Origin of the sequence: Sinorhizobium sp. 22678 (assembly GCF_052044265.1) — a bacterium.
GTDB classification, from domain to species: Bacteria; Pseudomonadota; Alphaproteobacteria; order Rhizobiales; family Rhizobiaceae; genus Sinorhizobium; species Sinorhizobium meliloti_A.
On sequence record NZ_JBQEMS010000003.1, the window covers coordinates 267,346 to 285,792 of the forward strand.

At 64.9% G+C, this 18,447-nt stretch carries 12 protein-coding genes; 2 read left to right on the forward strand and 10 right to left on the reverse strand.

What is annotated here, in order from left to right; genetic code table 11:
* Window positions 1-2: 2 nt before the first annotated feature.
* The 9 genes from ACTJKL_RS06800 to ACTJKL_RS06840 form a co-directional block, all read right to left on the reverse strand.
* Window positions 3-2,546, reverse strand: a complete 2,544-nt coding sequence (locus ACTJKL_RS06800) for an NAD-dependent epimerase/dehydratase family protein (RefSeq protein ID WP_440852514.1) — start codon at window positions 2,544-2,546, stop codon at window positions 3-5.
* Window positions 2,547-2,602: 56 nt separating this feature from the next.
* Window positions 2,603-3,847 (reverse strand): Gfo/Idh/MocA family protein, encoded by a 1,245-nt coding sequence (locus ACTJKL_RS06805; RefSeq protein ID WP_440852515.1) that lies wholly within the window; start codon window positions 3,845-3,847, stop codon window positions 2,603-2,605.
* A 53-nt stretch (window positions 3,848-3,900) separates the two neighbouring features.
* A complete protein-coding gene (locus ACTJKL_RS06810) occupies window positions 3,901-4,902 on the reverse strand; it encodes a LacI family DNA-binding transcriptional regulator (protein WP_411933157.1) in 1,002 nt (333 codons plus the stop codon).
* Window positions 4,899-5,855 (reverse strand): ABC transporter permease, encoded by a 957-nt coding sequence (locus ACTJKL_RS06815; protein ID WP_100671044.1) that lies wholly within the window; start codon window positions 5,853-5,855, stop codon window positions 4,899-4,901. Before ACTJKL_RS06815 ends, ACTJKL_RS06810 begins: the two co-directional genes overlap by 4 nt.
* A complete protein-coding gene (locus ACTJKL_RS06820; RefSeq protein WP_100671042.1) occupies window positions 5,852-6,844 on the reverse strand; it encodes an ABC transporter permease in 993 nt (330 codons plus the stop codon). Before ACTJKL_RS06820 ends, ACTJKL_RS06815 begins: the two co-directional genes overlap by 4 nt.
* On the reverse strand, window positions 6,844-8,349 hold the full coding sequence (locus ACTJKL_RS06825) for a sugar ABC transporter ATP-binding protein (protein WP_275599549.1): 1,506 nt from the start codon (window positions 8,347-8,349) through the stop codon (window positions 6,844-6,846). Before ACTJKL_RS06825 ends, ACTJKL_RS06820 begins: the two co-directional genes overlap by 1 nt.
* A 169-nt stretch (window positions 8,350-8,518) precedes the next feature.
* Entirely contained in the window at window positions 8,519-9,541 is a 1,023-nt protein-coding gene (locus ACTJKL_RS06830) for an ABC transporter substrate-binding protein (RefSeq protein ID WP_018096043.1), read from the reverse strand.
* A 130-nt stretch (window positions 9,542-9,671) separates the two neighbouring features.
* A complete protein-coding gene (locus ACTJKL_RS06835; protein WP_100671038.1) occupies window positions 9,672-10,835 on the reverse strand; it encodes a dihydrolipoamide acetyltransferase family protein in 1,164 nt (387 codons plus the stop codon).
* A gap of 2 nt (window positions 10,836-10,837) precedes the next feature.
* Window positions 10,838-12,916, reverse strand: a complete 2,079-nt coding sequence (locus ACTJKL_RS06840; RefSeq protein ID WP_324764433.1) for an alpha-ketoacid dehydrogenase subunit alpha/beta — start codon at window positions 12,914-12,916, stop codon at window positions 10,838-10,840.
* Between the two features lie 116 nt (window positions 12,917-13,032).
* Here ACTJKL_RS06840 and ACTJKL_RS06845 point away from each other — a divergent pair, with 116 nt between their 5' ends.
* Both ACTJKL_RS06845 and ACTJKL_RS06850 read left to right on the forward strand, forming a co-directional pair.
* Window positions 13,033-13,503, forward strand: a complete 471-nt coding sequence (locus ACTJKL_RS06845; RefSeq protein ID WP_010974948.1) for an Lrp/AsnC family transcriptional regulator — start codon at window positions 13,033-13,035, stop codon at window positions 13,501-13,503.
* A 537-nt stretch (window positions 13,504-14,040) separates the two neighbouring features.
* Entirely contained in the window at window positions 14,041-14,607 is a 567-nt protein-coding gene (locus ACTJKL_RS06850) for a dienelactone hydrolase family protein (protein ID WP_100671032.1), read from the forward strand.
* Between the two features lie 138 nt (window positions 14,608-14,745).
* Here ACTJKL_RS06850 and ACTJKL_RS06855 read toward each other — a convergent pair whose 3' ends face one another.
* A complete protein-coding gene (locus ACTJKL_RS06855; RefSeq protein ID WP_100671599.1) occupies window positions 14,746-18,363 on the reverse strand; it encodes a hydantoinase B/oxoprolinase family protein in 3,618 nt (1,205 codons plus the stop codon).
* Window positions 18,364-18,447: the final 84 nt, after the last annotated feature.

The following is an 18,447-nucleotide window of genomic DNA, read 5'->3' on the forward strand; positions in this document are numbered from 1 at the left end:
CGTCAGACGATCGCCCGGTCCCAGCCGCCATAATGTTCTTCGCTGCGCGTCCCGCGCGGAAGGCTGAGCGCGATCAGTGCCAAGCCGATCGCGACGTCGGCAAGGGTCGCGACCGTGCTGCCGCCGGCAAACAGGAAGGGCGAAGCCGCCACGCAGGCGCCGAGCAGCACATTCAGGAAGCGCACCGGCCGGACGACCTCCGCCATGGCGGTGACGGCAACCAGGATCACGACGCAGCCGAGAACGTGGTCGCTGTGATAGAGCGGCGGGACGCTGCCGAAAATCAAGGGCGTCGTCATCAGGACCGCCCCGAGCAATGCGCTGGCGACCAGCGTCCAGGGAAAGTTGACGCCGCCGACGATGAATTCCTTCAACAGCTCGGTCGCCGGACGGTTGAGGTCGGGCGCCGGCGTCTGGTCCTCCGAAATGGCCGGGCCGCCCATCCAGAACGTCCGCCAGAACGGCTCGCCCGCCTTCCTTACGCGCCAGAGGTATTGGATGGTGGCGAGCACCTCGTCTATCGAATAGGGGATGAGCACGACGGTGACGGCCGCCTGGATGATGCAGAGCGTACAGAGTGCGCCGATAAGCGGCGGCTGGATGATGATGAAGGAGACGCTGACGGCGCCGAGGGGCACGATCAGCAGGCCGAAGAGGAGCACCATCCAGGGCATGGTGCGCCAGCGCCGGCTGTCACCGATCGCGCCGGCCAGAATGTCCAACGAATAGGCGAAGGCGCCGAGGCCGGCATCGGCGATCGGAAAGCCCTTGGAAACCCAGGACGTCACGACCGCCTCGCTGCCGTTGCGGACGGGTGCCTCGCCAGGCCCGAAGAACGGGTCCCACAGCCCGTCGACATGGCCCATCTGATAGGCGGCGAGATAGCGCGAGACGAAGAGGCCGACGAAGGCGAGCGCGACGATCGGCATTCGCTGCGTGAAGGAGGACGGCGAATAGCTCCAGCCGAGCGGCCGGTCGTCGTCGGCCGCGAGCGCCCGCAGCCTTATTCCGGGCGTCGGCGGAATCATCACCGCAAAGGCCACGATCAGCATGCCGACAAGCGTATCGATGGCGTAGGCCGCGGCACTCGTCGTCCAGAAGACAAGCGGGGCAAGCATGATCCAGACGCCGAGCGCGGCCGTGATCCATTGCGCATGAGACCAGCGCCGGTACATCCCGAAAAGCGCGAATGCGGCAACGAGCAATCCGGACAGGATCTCGCTTGTCCCGAGACGGGCATTGCGTATGGCGGGTTCGTCGATCTCGTGGCCGAGCGCCGGTGGCAGCGGCACGCTGACGGGATCGAAAAGGCCGAGCGTCGCCGGCGAGGAGACGAGCCACAGGCCGAGAGCGACATTTGCCAGCGGCGCCCAGAGCGTGCGCAGCCGGTGCGCTTCCACGGCAGCTTCGACTTCGGCGTCACTGCGCTCCAGCGGCTCCGCCAGCCTTTTCTCCGCCTGCTCGATCTCGGGATCCGAGGCGGCGACCACGGAGGGCTCCAGCTTGTTCTTCGCGTACCAGTCGGTCGGGTCTTGCTTCAGCCGCCGGATCATTTCCGGCAACGTCGCAGCTAGGCTGTGCCTCGGCTCCCAGCCGAGCTTGTTGCGGGCACGGGAGATGTCGATCTCGTAATGATCGTCCGAGTTCTCGACCATCCACGGCTTGATCTCCGAGTCCTGGTCGAGCACCTCGGTCTGCATCCAAGCCCCCGGCTTGGCGAGGCTCTTGGGCAGAGCGAGCGTGCGCCAGTCCTCGCCGTGGATCAGCCGGCCGATGCGCTTCTGCAAGTCGCCATAGGAGAGCGTTTCCTCCTCGCCGATCAGCAACACGCAATCATCGGGCAAGTCGTTGCGACGGTCGACCGTGCGCGCGAAAGCCTCGACCAGATCGTCCTTGTGCAGATAGGGCTGGCCTGCATCCAGATCGCCGCTGAACAGATAGGCGGTCGGGAGCCGCTCGAAGATGCGGGCGATCTGCTGAGCGATGAAAGCGGCTCGGCAGTCCTCGTCATAGACGCCAGCGAGACGGAGGGTCGCGGTCCTGATTGCGCCGCGATGTCTGGCAATCACCGCCTCGGTCTCGGCCTTCGATTTGGGATAGGCCCAGGCGGGGTCCAGCGGATCATCCTCGTTGATCCGCGCACCCCTGGCCGGACTGGGCGCCTGCACCAGCAGCGTGCTTGCATAGATGAACTGTTCGGTGGGAAGGCCCTGCAGCGCCTCCAATAGCCGGCGCGTGCCCTCGACATTGACGGCATCGTATTTGGGATTGTCCTTGCCGGTGGTGTCGTAATAGGCGGCGAGATGAATGACGGAGGCAAGGCGCCCGCCGCTGCGCTTGCCCGCCGTCTCGATCGCCTCTCTCACGCTTTCGTCGGAGGTGATGTCGAATTTGATCGTCTCTTCGGTCTCGGACTTGCCTTTCGGCGGGGACAGGTCGAGCCCGATGACGCGATACCGGTCCCTCAGGCGATGCGCGATCGCCTGGCCCAGAAAGCCGCTCGAGCCGGTAATGAGAACGGTCGGCTGATTTGCATCTTTCGGCATGCCGAAGCAAACCGCGCTCCGGCAGGAAGGTTCCCGACTGGGTTGAAGCGCACGAACTACGCCCCCACGCGCGCCACGACGGGAATATAGTTTTCGAGCTCCGGCGCCGGGAAATGCAGCGTCGCGCCGATCTCGGCGGAGCGGTAGAGGCCCATCAGGATTTCGACGACCGCCAGGCCGTCCTCGAAGGTTTCGAGCGGCTTTATCCCCTTGCGGAAGCATTCGACCATGTGGCGGTTTTCGTCCGTATAGCCGTAGACGCCGGCTTCGTCCTCCAGCACCGGCATCAGGCCCTGCTCGGCATTCTGCTTTTCGACGAGGTCCTCGCCCTCGGTGCCCTGCACGGCCCGCGACAGGAAGATCTTCAAGCCGGTGCCGAGCGAATTGTATTCCAGCGCATATTCGGGCCCAAGAAGCTCGAGCTGAATGCGCAGGCCGGCGCCGACATAGGCCCAGGAGGTCGTTGCCTCGATCATCAGTTCGTTGCCCTCCTCGTCCTCCAGCGTCACGGTCGCCCGGGCGAAATCCTCCGATGGGCGCCGGCGGTAGTCGACATCCTCACCGAAGCGGCGGCGCAGCTCGTCGGCATAGCCGGCCCGCGTCCATTTGAGGTTCGCGACCGTGCCGTTCACCGATTTGACCTTCAACGAATTGCGAGGCGCGCCGGGCGCCGTGAGCAGATGGCGCGCCACCTCGACGCTGTGGCACATCATATCGGAAAGCACCCCGCCGCCCTGCTTGTCGCCCTGCCAGAACCAGGGCGCGTGCGGACCGGCATGTTCTTCCGCGGCGCGTGCGAGATAGGGCCGGCCGGTGGTCGAGGCGGCGCGCCGCCAAATGATCTCCTTGCCCCGCAGCACCGGCGTGCAGAAGACCTGGTTTTCGAGATAGCCATGGTTGAGACCTGCATCCTCGGCCAGGTGCAGCATCTCGCGTGCCTCCGCTACGGTACGCGCAAGCGGCTTCTCGCAGGCGACGGCGAAGATCTTGCTGCGTCCCGCCTTGACCTCCCGGTGGAGCGTCCGCATGACGTCGAGCCGCGTGTAGTTCGGCGACAGAATCCAGACCGCGTCGACGTCGCCGGCGGACAGGAGCGATTCGAGACTCTCATGCGCGCGGCACGCGCCTAGATCAAGCGCCCCGACTTCGCTCGCGAAGCGCGCGCGGTTTTCGGGATTGCGGCTGTAGACGCCGGTCACCTCGACATTGCGTACCCCGATGAGCGATTTCAGGTGGAAATGCGCGATAAAGCCGGTGCCGACGAAGCCTACTCGCAAGGTCTGTTTCGGTAATGTGGTCATTCTTTCCTCCCCGACATCCAGCGGCGACCGCTTCCAGCCGCCCGCATGTGCTTTCAGATAAGTGGCGGCGCCGTACTGCCTCGTACCTTCAGGGCCGTGGGCAGCACGATCGGTTCGGCCCCCACCGAGCCGCCCGCCAGAATTCCAAGGAGCACCGCCATGGCGGTGCGGCCGATCTCGGAGCGAGGCTGGACGACCGTCGTCAGCGGCGGATAGAAGGCCTTGCTCAGATAGAGATCGTCGAAGCCGACGACCGAAACGTCGCCCGGCACGTCGCGTCCGATCCGTCTCAGCTCGTGGACGGCACCATAGGCCATTTCGTCATTGGCGACGAAGAGCGCGGTCGGCGGATCGGAAAGAGAGAAGAGCGAGCGGCAGCATTCCTCGCCGCTTTCGATCAGGAAGTCGCCCCGCACCTCGTAGCCGGCTGGAATCGGCAGCCCGGCAGCGCGCATCGCCAGGCGAAACCCCTCCCGCCGATAGACGCTCATCGGCTCGGGAACCGGCCCGGATATATGAGCGATCCTCCGATGGCCGAGTGAAATCAGGTGCTCGACGGCACCACGGGCCGCGGCGACATTGTCGACCTGCACATGCGGCAGGCCAGAGCCCTCGATCATTTCCAACGCCACCACCACGGGCAGATGGTTCCAGCCGCCCGCTGGCGGCAGCTTGCCGGTCATCAGGATCATGCCGTCGGCATGCCCGTCGCGCAGCATGTTGAAATATTCGGTCTCGCGCGCCGGGTCGTCCTCGGTATTGCCCATCAGCACGGCATAGCCGGCTTCGCGCGCCGTCGCCTCGACGCCCTTGAGGATGTCGAGATAGAAGGGATTGCCGACGTCGCGTACGACCATCAGCACCGTCATGGACCTGCGGGTGCGCAGGTTCCGGGCGCTGACATTCGGGCGGTAATCAAGCTCGCGCGCCAGGTCGAGCACGCGCTGGCGCGTCTCGGCGGTCACCAGCGTCGAAGCGGCGAGGGCGCGCGAGACGGTGGCCACCGACACGCCCGCCTTCTCGGCGATGTCCTTGATCTTCGGCCGGTCCCTCATGCGCGCATCGCCCGGCCCCGTCCGTAGAACATCATCAACAGGAGCAGCGTCGCGCCGAACACCATCTGGCGTCCGGACTCCTCGATGTTGATGGTCGTCAGGATGCTCTGCAGGATGACCAGCAGGACCGCGCCCGCCATGGTGCCGGTGTAGCCGCCCTTGCCCCCGGCAAGCGATGTGCCGCCGAAGACGACCGCGATGATCGAGGGGAGCATGTACTGCTCGCCGACATTGGCGAAAGACGTGCCGGAATAGCCGAGCAGGCAGAGGCCGGCGATCGCGGCGAACATGCCGGAGATCATGAAGAGCGCGATGCGGACCAGCTTGACCGGCACGCCGGCCATGTAGGCCGCGTGCTCGTTGGAGCCGATCGCATAGATGCGGTGGCCGAAGACGGTGCGGTTGAGCATGAGCGCCATTAGGATGCCGATCACGATCCAGAGCCAGATGATGCCGGGAATGCCATAGGCGAGCGGTTGCGTGACGAAGCGCGAGAGCGCGGGCGCGGCCTGGCCGGAGGGAATTCCCATCCGGATGACGACGAGAAGCCCCTGCAGCACGCCCAGCATTCCGAGCGTCATCACCAGCGGCGGGATTCTGAGAAGCGTGACGCCGAGCCCGTTCAGGAGGCCGAAGAAGGCGCCGGCCGCAAGACAGGCGGCGACGGCCGGCAAGATGCCGCCATCGGCGCCGTTCATGACGTTGCCCGCGAGGATCGCCGAGAGCGAGACGACGCCGCCGACCGAGAGATCGATTCCTTCGCGTCCGCCGAGGATGACGACGTTCTGACCGGCCGCGACGATGCCGAGCAGCGAGGCGACGATCAGGAGCCGCAGGATCTGACCGCCGGTCGCAAAGCCCGGCGACAGCGCCTCGCCGAGATAGAGGAGCAGCACGATGAGCGCGAGCGCGACGACGATCGGCTGCCGGACGAAGGACACCACTCGGCTCATGAGCGCGCCCTCCTGCCGGCAAGCACGCCCGCCATCAGGACGAGGAGGATCGCGAGGCCCTGCACGAAGTTCTGCCACTCGGACGGCGTGCCCATGAAAAAGACGACCGAGTTGATGAGCCCTATCGTCAGCGCCCCGAGCAGCGAGCCGACGACGGTGCCCCAGCCGCCGGAGAGCGCGCTGCCGCCGAGCACGACCGCCGCGACGCTGTAGAGCGTCATCTTGCCCCCGACCAGCGGATCGCCGCTTGCGGTATCGCCGGTGATGCAGAAGGCGGCGAGCGCGGAAAAGAGGCCGCAGAGCACATAGCCCTTGATCCGGGTCGCTATGACAGGCAGACCGGTCTGGTAGGCCGCCTGCTGGTCGTCGCCCACGGCAAGCAGTTGCGTGACCAGCCTGGTGCGGCTCATCACCGCGAGGAGGATGACGAGGGCCGCCAGGATGTAGAAGACGAAGGGAACGCCGAAAAGCCGGCCGCCATAGGTGCGCCAGAAGAGCGCCGGCGCCGGCGTGCCGGCAACGGGCAGGATGTAAAGCGCAAGGCCCGTGAAGAAGATGCTGGTTGCGAAGGTCGCGACGATCGCCTGCAGCCGCAGAGCTGCGACGACGAGGCCGTTCACGAGCCCGCAGGCCAGCCCGAGCAGGAGACCGATGGCCAGTGCCAGGAACACCGCGCCGGCCCCCCCTCCCCAGCGTTCCATCAGAACCACGATCGCGACATTGACCAGCGAGAGGATCGCGCCGGCAGAGAGGTCGATATCGCCGGCATAGACGACGTAGGTCTGTGCGATCGCGAGCAGGATCAGCGCCATATAGGTGCTGAGCAGCCCGGTCAGAGCCCGGAATGTCAGGCTGTTCGGCGAAAAGAAGCCGTTGAGGAGAAGGAGTACGGCGACGATCACGAGTGCGGGCAGAAAAGGATAGCGCTCCAGCAGCCTGCCGATGCCGCCGGCGCGCCGGTATGTCGGGACGGTTGCGGTCTCTGCCATCACGCGGCCTCGTAAGCGGCTTGATATAGATTGTAGCGGGTGCGGTCCGCCCCCGTGAGCTCCCGGCTGACCGATCCGCCGTTGAAGACGAGAATGCGATTGGCGTTGCCGAGCAGTTCGGCATCCTCGGAAGAATAGAGAACGATGCCGAGCCCCTCCGCCGCCAGTTGCCGGATCAGCGCGAAGAGGTCCGCCTTGGCGGACAGGTCGATGCCCTTGGTCGGGTCGTCGAGCAGCAGCACGTCGGGGCGGTCGATCAGCCAGCGGGCGATGATCACCTTCTGCTGATTGCCGCCCGAAAGCGAACCGATCGGGTGGAAGAGGCTCGCGAATTTGGTGTGCATGCTTTCCAGCGCCGGCGCCACCCTATCGCGCAGCTTGCCCGGCCGAGCGATCATCAGCCGGTCGCGCAGATAGTGGATCGGCGTGACGTTCTCGATGATCGGTCTTCCGCTGATGACGCCGTCGCGGCTGCGGTCGCCGGAGACATAGGCGCAGCCGCGCCGGATCGCGTCACGCGGGTTCGAAGCGTCGAAGCGGCTGTCGCCGATGAGGATTTCGCCCGACGCGATCGAGCCGGCGCCGAAGATCGCTCTGAGCACCGCCGATTGGCCCTGGCCGTGCAGCCCGCCGAAGCCGAGAATCTCGCCCCGGCCAACCTCGAAACTCACATTGCGGAAACCGCGGCCGGAAAGATCGCGCACCGTCAGCGCGGCGCCTCCTTCACCCTCCACCACCGCCGGCACTGAGGATTGCGTTGCCGGCATGTCGCCGGCGCCGCCGACCATCAGCCGGATCACGGTTGCCGGATCCGTGTCGCCCAGGTTGAGCGTGGTGATGGTCTCGCCGTCGCGAATGATGGTGACGCGATCGCCGATCGCCTTGATCTCGTCCATGCGGTGCGAAATGAAGATGATGCCGCGCCCGCGACGTTTGAGATCGCGCAGGATTTCGAAGAAGCGCTCCACCTGGGCTCGGTCGAGCGCCGAGGTCGGCTCGTCGAAGATGAGGAGCGGCGCCTCGCTGGCCAGCGCCTTCATGATCTCGACGAGCTGACGCTGGTCGGGGCGCAGGTTGCCGACGAGTGTGTCGGCGGAAAACCCTTCGCCGCAGACGCCGTCGAAAAGGCCGATATAGCGCGCCGCGCGCTGCCGGAGTTCCCAGCGGTCGATGAAGACCCGCGATTTGACCGGCAGCTTGCCGAGCGAGATGTTTTCCTCGACCGAGCGGTGCGCGGCGAGGCTGAGTTCCTGATAGAAGATGCCGATGCCGTGGGCTCGCGCCGAGCGCGGTCCGCTGATCGTCACCGGCTGGTCGTCGACCAGGATCCTGCCGCTATCGGGCCGCACGCTGCCCGCAATGATCTTGCAGAGGGTGCTTTTTCCCGAGCCGTTGGAACCCATCAGGACATGGACTTCGCCGGCCATGAGCTCAAGATCGCCGCGGCGGACCGCCAGGGTCGCGCCGTAAGCCTTGCTCACGCCGCTCAGTTTCAATTTCGACATGGAAACTCGTCCGTTCGCTTCGGTTTGGCGGGCGCTGGCCGGGATCGGCTACTTTATGTTTCCTCAAATCCTGGCGGATTTAGGGATAGAAACATGCAGCAAGACAAAGTGTTACCGGGAGCATGCGCGCCCAACGGGACGCGCAATGCCTCAGCGCCCCGCCGAAGGCTCACTTGAACAGCGCTTCCGCCTCCTCGATCGAAAGCGAGCTCGTATAGGAATAATAGCCGGGCTTGCCCTCGAGCTGCTTTGCGGCTTCCGCCACGTTCTTGGAGTCGATGAAGGGAATCGGCAGGTAGAGCGCGTTGCCGTATTGTCCAGCCTTTGCCGGCTCCTTCAGTTCCTTGCCCTGCAGCATCAAAACGGCGACGTTGAGGGCACTCGCCATGACGCCGGGCGGATTCACGGTCGCTCCCGAGTTCAGTTTTTCCTTGATCCAGAGGTCGATGAAGTCCTTGCGGATTTCGCCGGTTGCCGCGATCTCGCCGGCCTTGCCGGCGTCCATGATCGATTTCCAGGCACCGGCCGCCATGCCGTCCTGCACCAGCACGCCGTTGATGTCCGGATAGGTGGCAAGAATGTTCTGCATCGCCTGCTGGCCCTGCGCCTGGTCCCAGTTGGCATTGACCTCGTTGACGACCTGGATATCCGGATAATCCTTGAAGACGCTCTTGTAGCCGGCGACGCGCATCTCGTTCGCCGGATGGCCGGCGACGCCGTTGATCGCAACCACCTTGCCCTTGCCGCCGAGCGTTTCGGCGAGCCACTTGGCGCCCGCGGCACCCCAGGCGGTCTGGTCGATGCCGACATAGATGGCATCGGGCGAAGAGACTTCCGCGTCGGTGGCGATCACCAGGATGCCGGCTTCCTTCGCCTGGGCGAAGATCGGATCGAAGGCGGTCGGGCTGTTGGGGTTGACGATGATGGCGTTCACCCCTTCCGCGATGAAGTTGCGGATATGCGCGATCTGCCCGGGCACGTCGACATTGGCGCTCTGGACGGAGACCTCGACGTCGACGCCTTTTTCCTTCCATTCCGCAGCGGCGGCCTTCGCCTCGTCGATCATCTGGGTGCGCCACTCGCTGCCGACCCAGCCGTTGGAGAGACCTATTTTAAAGGTCTCGGCGTGAGCGGATGCCGACAGGACGATGGACGCGACGGTGCCCAGCGCAAATGCGATAAGTTTCTTCATAAGATCCTCCCAAATCTTGCCGGCACATGAAGCCAGAAAATGTAATCGATTTCAATCGCCGTTTTGGGCGACGATCAGGGGCCGGGAGGGTCATTTACAGCCGCGCGTCTTATCAGACGCGCAAAGATCTTTAATCTGGGGCCTGTAATCGCCCCTGATCAGTAGGCCAGGTCTCGATCACGCGGACGAAATGCGTCAGCCACGCATTGGTCTGGTGGCCGTCCAGCGCACGATGGTCGATCGTCAGCGACACATAGGCCATCGGGCGTATCTGGATCGTGTCGGCGCCATCCACCTCGCGGACGACCACCCGCTTGTCGAGCTTGCCCACGCCCAGGATCGCCGATTGCGGCTGGTTGATAATGATCGGCGCCGCGAGCAGCGATCCGGAGACGCCATGATTGGAAATAGTGAAGGTGCCGCCCGTCACGTCCGCGCGGGAGAGCGCGTTCGAACGCGCGCGCGTCGTCAGCTCCTGTAGCCGGGCCGCAATCTCGGCAAGCGACAGGTCCTGCGCCCGATGGAGGACCGGCACGACCAGGCCCTTGTCCCCGAGGGAAATACCCACGCCGATATTGATGTCGTCGAATGTTTCGAGCGCATCCTCGTGCCAGCGGCTGTTGACCTCGGGGACCGCGCGCATCGCCGCCACGCAGGCCGAAACCACATAAGCCGTATAGGAGAGCTTGGCGCCGTCAGCGGCAAGCCTCTTCCCATGTTCGTCCCGATGGCGCATCACCGCCGAGAAATCGGCCTCGAACACCGCCGTCACATGCGGCGCCGTCGTGACGGAGGTGAGCATATGTTCGGCGATCGCGGCGCGCATGGCGCTATGGGGTATCCTGCGCGACTTGGGTGCCGCTCCCCTGCCGCCAGCCTCGGCCGCGACCGAAGCAGTGCCTTCCTGCCGGGCCGTAAACGCCCTGTCCATGTCGGCGCGCGTGACGCGACCACCCCTGCCGGTGCCGGTGACGGTGGCCGGATCCAGGCCATATTCTTCCGCTGCATGCCGCACGGCCGGCGAATAACGCGGCGCGTGTCCCGCCCCGGCAGCCTCGCTGCCGATCCGGCCGAGAACGGCGCCGGGCGGGGCATCGTCGCCATTTCGCATCAGGATTTCCGCGAGCACCCCGTCGGCGGGCGCCGACACCTCCTGGGTCACCTTGTCGGTCTCGAGCTCGACCAGCGGATCGCCCGATTTGACCGTCTCGCCGATCTTCCTTAGCCAATTGCGGACGACCGCTTTGGTCCCCTCCTGCTCCAGCGGAGCCTGAATGTCGATGAGATCGCCCATTCTCAGAACTCCAGAAGGTCGGTGATCTTCTGGCGTATGCGTTCCGTCGATGGAACCGCCCAGTCGAGCAGGACGGGATTATGGGGGCTGGGAATATCCGGCATGGTGAGACGCGAGATCGGCGCGTCGAGATCGATGAAGGCTTCGTCGGCGACCGCTGCGGCAATCTCCGCGCCGAAACCCGCCGTTGCGAGGTCCTCGTGGACGATGAGGCACCGGCGGGTGCGGCGCACGGAAGCGATGACCGCTTTCCTGTCCCAGGGCATCAGGGTTCTCAGATCGATCACATCGGCGGAGATCCCCTCGGCCGCCTCTTCGCAACGCGGCACCATGGCGCCCCAGGTGACGATGGTGATGTCGCGACCTTCACGCGCGAACTTCGCCTTGCCGAAAGGCAGGGCGAAGGCATCGCCGGGATAGGGCCGCCGCGCCCAGGGATGATCGAGCATGGCCCGGTGCTCGAAGAAGATCACCGGGTCGTTCCCGCGCAAGGCGGTGCGCAGGAGCCCGACGGCGTCCTCGGCATTGGAGGGTACGGCGATCTTCCAGCCGGGCTGGTGGACGAAGGCGACCTCGTTCGTCTGGCTGTGCCACGGATCGCCGCATTTGAAGAATCCCCCCGCCATCCGCACGACGATCGGCGCGGCGAAGCGGTTGCTGGTCCGCCAGCGGATCGTGCCGCAATCGTTGAGCTGCTCGATCGCGGGCTCGGCATATTTGCGGAACTGGATTTCCGGCACCGGCACGAGCCCCGCGAGCGCCATGCCCACCGCCCGGCCGATGATGCCTTCCTCCGAGAGCGACGTGTCGAAGACGCGGGCGGTACCGTATTTCTCCTGCAGCCCGAGGGTCACGGCATGGACGCCGCCCTTCGGGCCGATATCCTCGCCGAAGAGGACGACCCTCTCGTTCACCGACATCTCGTGATCGAGCGTGCGGCGGATCGCCGTCACCATGTTGATCCTCTGGCCGTCGCCCGTCACGGTTTCCGTCGTTTCCGGCGGACGGTAGCCGGCAGAGTGCTGTCCGCCCATGACCTGCATCTGGCCTTCGAAGAAGACATTGCTGGTCACTGTTTCGGGGTCGGCGACCGGCCGGGATTCGGCCTCCATGCGCGCCCGTTCGGCGGCAGCCTTCGCGTCTCTCGCAGCTTCGTTCCATTCCTCTGCGCTCAACAGGGCGGGGACGAGGTAGTCCCTCAGCCGCGGCAGGGGATCGTGTGCCCATTCGCTCCTGACGAGCTCCTCGCTCTTGTAGGTCTGGGTATCCTGGAAGCTGTGCCCTTCGAGGCGCGGCACCTCGAGCCTGAGCAGCACCGGCATCCGCCCTTCGCGCACCAGTTCCACGGCGCCCTTCGTAAGCCGGGCGGCCTCTTCGGGATCCGAGCCGTCGCCGTCGAGAACGGTCAAGTTTTTCCAGCCGGCGAGATTGCCGGCAATATTGCCCTCGGGTGTCTGGAAGCTCGACGGAACGGAGATGCCGAAGCCGTTGTCTTCGATATAGAAGAGCAGCGGCAGGCCCTGCGTCGTCGCGATCGTCAGAGCGGACCAGAAGCCGTTGGAGGCAACGGAACCGTCACCGCCCAGCACGACGGCAACATCCTTCCGATATTCCTCCTTTCCGAGAACTTCGCTGAAATAGGTGATCGCCTGCGCCCAGCCGGCCGTCGGCGTGTACTGGGTGCCCACGCCGCCGCACATCGGCAGGGCCGAGGCGCCGTGCGGGTTGGGATAGTTGAAGACGACACCGATATCCCGGCCGTCGGAATATCCGCCCGCGCGCCCCATCGCCGAGCCGAGCGCGTCCGCCGGATCGACGCCGAGCGCGAGCAGCAGCGGGCGCGAGCGATAATAGCCGCATGCCGCGTCATGCCTGCCCGTGAGGTGAAGCCCCAGGAGAATCTGCGCCATGTCATGGCCGCGGGCCGAAAATTGGTAGAGGACCTTTTTCTCCGGGACCAGCCGCTGCTCTTCCATCTCGTCGAGGGCGCGCGACAGGAGCAGAAGTTGCACGACCTTTTTCCAGTCGATGCTCTCGTCCGGTGCGTTGCGCCGGTCCTTTTTGAGTGCGGCCTGAGCCATCAGGGTCTCCTCCGGTCCTCCGAGATCAAGACTACGCCGCTCGACGCGCAAAACGGTTTCAATCTGGTCGTTTTTTAGCTAGGCTTTGATGAGAATGTTTCGGTTTTGAGGAGTTTATGATGAATTCATTCAATCTCGACGCGATCGACCGAAAGATTCTAGGAATCCTCCAGGACCGGGGCGACATCAGCCATGCAGCCTTGGCGGAGGCGGTCGGTGCCTCGCCGGCGTCCTGCTGGCGGCGCATCAAGGCGCTCGAGACGGCGGGGGTGCTGGTCAAGACCGTGAGCCTCGTCAATCCCGACCTGGTCGGACGCGGATTGAACGTCTTCTGCCAGGTGCGCATGAAGTCCCATGATCCGGTTGCGCGCCGAAATTTCGAACGCTTCGTGGAAAGCCACGAGGAAGTTCTCGAATGCTATTCCATGTCGGGTGATTGGGATTACCTGCTACGGGTCCTCGTTGCCGATGTCGCCGACTACGAGCGCCTGCTGATGCGCGGCATCCTCACCCACGAGGCAGTGGCGAACTCGTCGTCTCACTTCGCGCTGAAGAGCGTCAAATACTCCACTGCCGTTCCCGTCTAGATCATTGAAGCTGCGCCCTTTTCCTGGAAATGCTCTAAGACCTTAGTCCGACGCTTCCGGCCATAGGTCCTAGGACCGTTGCGTGCCGAGTTCCCATAACCTATGCCAGTGGTTGCGCGTTCTCGGGATAACGGAAAGCCCCAACTGCCGCCCGGGCGCGCGAGGGTCGCAGAGCGAAGACGCCCCAGCCCCAACTGTATCGCTCTGCGACCCTCGCCTCGAGCATTCCCGCCCATTTTCCCGTCTACGGCACCGAACGCCCCCTCACATGTCGCGATTTTCTCGGAACCATCCGCTGGCCGAGACGTTAGACGCGGTCGCTTTTGCCCGAAGCGACTGGAAGCGTAAGAGGGTCGGCTCGTCATTCCCTCCCCCCTCCCCGAAGAGTCGACCGACAGGCGGCGGCGCCCTTTCTCCTCCCTCGGGGGCGCCGCCATCACTTCTTCGAAACGGCCTGCAGGTCATGGATGCACCGTTGCCGTCGCTGGCTCCGCGTGATCAAGTGCATCCTGCGCCAACAGCCCAGGGAACCGTGCCGTGACGACTGTGATCCTTTTCCATTCCGTCTATGGACTGCGCCCGTTCGAGAGGGGCGTCGCCGAGCGCCTCACTGTCGCAGGCCACGAGGTGTTCACGCCCGACCTCTACGAAGGCCGGGTTGCTTCCTCGATGGAGGAGGGCTTTGCCCTGAAGGAAGAGATCGGCTGGGGCACCCTTTGCGAGCGCGCCGAGCGGGCGGTCGCGGATCTGCCTGCCGATGCCGTTCTCGGCGGTTTTTCCATGGGCGCTGCTGTCGCCGCCAGCCTGTGGCCGAAGCGGCCCGAGGCGGCCGGAATTCTCTTTCTGCACAGCATCGCCGAAATTCCGGCAAATGCACGTCGCGGGCTGCCGGTGCAGGTCCATCTCGCCGACCCGGATATCTTCGAGCCTGCAGACGAGGTCGCCGTCTGGCGTGCTGATGCCGAACGGACGCCGGTGGCACTGGAAGTCTTCATATATCCCGGTGCCGGGCATCTTTATACCGACGCCACGCTTGCCGATTACGACTCCGAGGCGGCCCGGCTCACCTGGAGCCGCATCGAACGTTGCCTTGCAGCACTTTGAGCGGACACTCGAAGTCTGCCCCTCATCCGGCTGCCGCCACTTTCTCCCCGCAGGCGGGGAGAAAGGAGCAAGCCGCACGTTCTTGGATCCCCTTTCCGTCATAACCGGGAGAGAGGGGCGATCCGTGAAGCTTTGACGTTACGAAGCCTTCCCATAACCTCCGCCCGTCGGCGTCACGACGGTGAAAGTCTCGCCCGCCTCGAGCACCGTATGAGCCGAGCCCGGCAGCTCTTCGATGCGGCCGTCATTGCGGCGGACAAAATTGCGGCCGGTTTCCCCCGCCTCGCCGCCCTTCAGGCCGAAGGGCCGGATGCGGCGGTGGCCGGAAAGGATCGCGAAGTCCAGCCGCTCGCGCGCGCGGATCGTCCTCTGTGTACCGTCGCCCGCCGACCACTTGCCGCGCCCGCCCGAGCCCTTGCGGATGTGGAAGTCTTCGAGCACGACCGGGAAGCGCGTCTCCAGGATTTCCGGGTCGGTGAGGCGCGAATTGGTCATGTGCGTGTGAACCGCATCGGCGCCGTCATAGCCGGGGCCGGCCGGCGCGCCGGAGCAGATCGTCTCGTAATACTGGTAGTCGGCGTTTCCGAAAGTCAGGTTGTTCATTGTTCCCTGCGCGGCGGCCTGCGCCTCGACGGCGCCGAAGAGGCAATTGGTGACCGCCTGACTGACCTCTACATTGCCGGCGACCACCGCCGCCGGGTAGCGCGGCGAAAGCATGGTGCCTTGCGGGATGACGATGCGGATAGGCCTCAGGCAACCGGCATTCATCGGGATGTCGGCCTCGACCAGTACCCGGAAGACATAGAGCACGGCGGCACGCGTCACCGGCTCCGGCGCGTTGAAGTTATCCGAGCGCTGTTGCGACGTTCCGGTGAAGTCGACCGTTGCTTCCCGGCTCTCGCGGTCGATGGATATCTTCACAACGATCCGGCAGCCCTGGTCCATCTCGTAGGAGAATTCGCCGTCCGGCAATCGGTCGAGCACGCGGCGCACGCTTTCGGCCGCATTATCCTGGACGTGACCCATATAGGCCTCGACCACATCCTCTCCGAATTGCGCGATCATCTTCGTGAGTTCCGCCACGCCCTTCTCGTTGGCCGCGACCTGTGCCTTGAGATCGTTGACGTTCTGGAGGATGTTGCGCACCGGATAGCGCGCTCCGTTCAAGAGCTTCTCCAGTTCCTTCTCGCAGAAGCGGCCGCGGTCGATGAGCTTGAAGTTGTCGATATAGACGCCTTCCTCTTCGATATTGGTGGCCAGCGGCGACATCGAGCCCGGCGAGATACCGCCGATATCCGCATGGTGACCGCGGCTTGCGACCCAGAAGCGGATCTCGTGGCCCTCCTTGTCGAAGACCGGCGTGCAGACCGTCAGGTCCGGCAGATGCGTGCCGCCGTTGTAGGGCGCATTGATCAGGAACACATCGCCCGGATGGATGACCGGGTTCTCACGGATGGCGGTCGCGACCGAAGCGTCCATGGAGCCCAGATGCACCGGCATGTGCGGCGCATTGGCGACCAGATTTCCCCTGTTGTCGAAGACCGCGCAGGAGAAATCGAGCCGCTCCTTGATATTGACCGAATAGGCGGTGTTCTGCAGCGTCACGCCCATCTGCTCGGCAATCGACATGAAGAGATTGTTGAAGATCTCCAGCATGACCGGATCGGCCTTCGTGCCGATCGCAGTGCGTTCGGGCAGCGCCTTGATCCGCCTCAGGACGATATGGTCTTTCGCCGTCAGTTCCGCCTGCCAGCCGTCCTCGACGACGATCGTCTGGTTGGCTTCGATGATGATTGCGGGCCCGGTGAGCTTCTGGCCGGGCCTGATTTGGGAACGCAGCGCCACCGGAGCGTCGTGAAACGCACCCTGCGAATAGAAGCGGGTCCGCCGGTTCGGGGCGACATCTCCGACCGTCACGGCAAGACCTTCCGCTTCCATTTCCGCAGCCCCGCCGCCGACCGTTTCGACCTCGACCGCATCGATCACCAGAGCCTTGTTTTCGGCGACGAATCCGAAGCGGCGCCTGTGCAGACGCTCGAATTCAGCGCGGAGCCGCGCCTGGTCGTCCTCATCCGGGAAGGTCGCTTCCACCGGCAGCACCGTGTCGGTTCCGGCATAGCGGATATGCGCGCGCAAATGTGTGCGTATCCGCTCACGGGAAATCCCCTGCGCCTCGAGTTCCGTCAGGCATTCCGATTGCAGTGCCCGGGCAAGTGCGGCAAGCGCCCTCGGCGCGGCCTCGTCGAGACCGGCCCCGAGCGCCTTCTGCCGCGTCGCGCGAATGTCGGCAAGGCCCATTCCATAGGCCGAGAGCAGCCCCGACATCGGGTGCAGGAGAATACTCTTCATGCCGAGCGCGTCGGCGACCAGGCAAGCGTGTTGCCCGCCGGCGCCGCCGAAGCAGTTGAGCGCATAGCGCGTCACGTCATAGCCGCGGCTTACGGAAATCTTCTTGATCGCCTCGACCATATTGGCGACCGCGATGCGGATGAAGCCGTCGGCGACGTCCTCGGGGCTCCGCCCGTCGCCGATCTCGGCCGCTAGCGCGACGAAACCTTCGCGCACGGTCTCCACGTCGAGCGGCAGATTCTGTTCCGGCCCGAAGATCGCCGGAAAGTGTTCCGGCAATAGCTTGCCGAGCATGACATTGGCATCGGTGACGGCGAGCGGTCCGCCGTTGCGGTAACAGGCGGGACCGGGATTGGCGCCGGCCGAATCCGGACCGACACGAAAGCGCTCGCCGTCGAAATGGAGGACCGAGCCGCCGCCAGCGGCAACCGTGTGGATCAGCATCATCGGCGCTCGCACCCGCACGCCGGCAACCTCGGTCTCGAAGGCGCGCTCGTACTCGCCGTCGAAATGGGCGACGTCGGTCGAGGTTCCGCCCATGTCGAAGCCGATCACGCGGCCGAATCCGGCCGCCTCGCCCGTCCGCGCCAGACCGACGACACCGCCCGCAGGTCCGGAGAGGATCGCATCCTTCCCCTGGAACATCTTCGCCGCCGTAAGCCCGCCGGACGACATCATGAACATGAGCCGGGCGCCGGATCGGGCGACGTCCAGCTCTTCCGAAACCTGCGCCACGTAGCGGCCGAGCACGGGCGAGAGATAGGCGTCGATCACGGTCGTATCGCCACGGCCGACATATTTGACGAGCGGCGAGACCTCGTGGCTGACGGATACCTGCTCGAATCCCATCGATCGTGCGATGCGGGCGACGATCGCCTCGTGGGCGGGATATCTGTAGGCGTGCATCAGGACGATGGCGACCGCCCCGTAGCCATTGGCCTTCAAGCCTTCGAGCGCCTGGCGCGCTGCCGCCTCGTCGAGCGGCCGCTCGACCGTGCCGTCGGCGAGCACCCGCTCGTCGAGCTCGACGATCTCCGAATAGAGTGCCTCGGGCTTGATGATCTCGGTGGCGAAGATCTTCTTGCGTTCCTGATAGCCGATCCTGAGCGCATCGCAGAAGCCGCGCGTCGTGACGAGCGCCAGCCGCTCGCCCTTGCGCTCCAGCAAAGCATTGGTGGCAACCGTCGTGCCCATCCTGACCTCGCCGACCACGCCCGCCGGAACCGGATCGCGGGGGCCGAGACCGAGATGCTGCCGGATGCCGTGGACCGCCGCATCGCGATAGGCGCCGGGATTTTCCGAGAGGACCTTCAGCGCGTGCAAGGCGCCCGCCGGATCGCGGCCGACCACGTCGGTGAAGGTACCGCCGCGATCCACCCAGAAATCCCAAGCTCCCGTCACGCTCATCTCCAGTTCCTCCACAATTCCGCCCGCCGCTTCCATGGGCGCTTTTATGGGCCGGCGACGATCGGCGGGCAAGGGAAGAAGAGG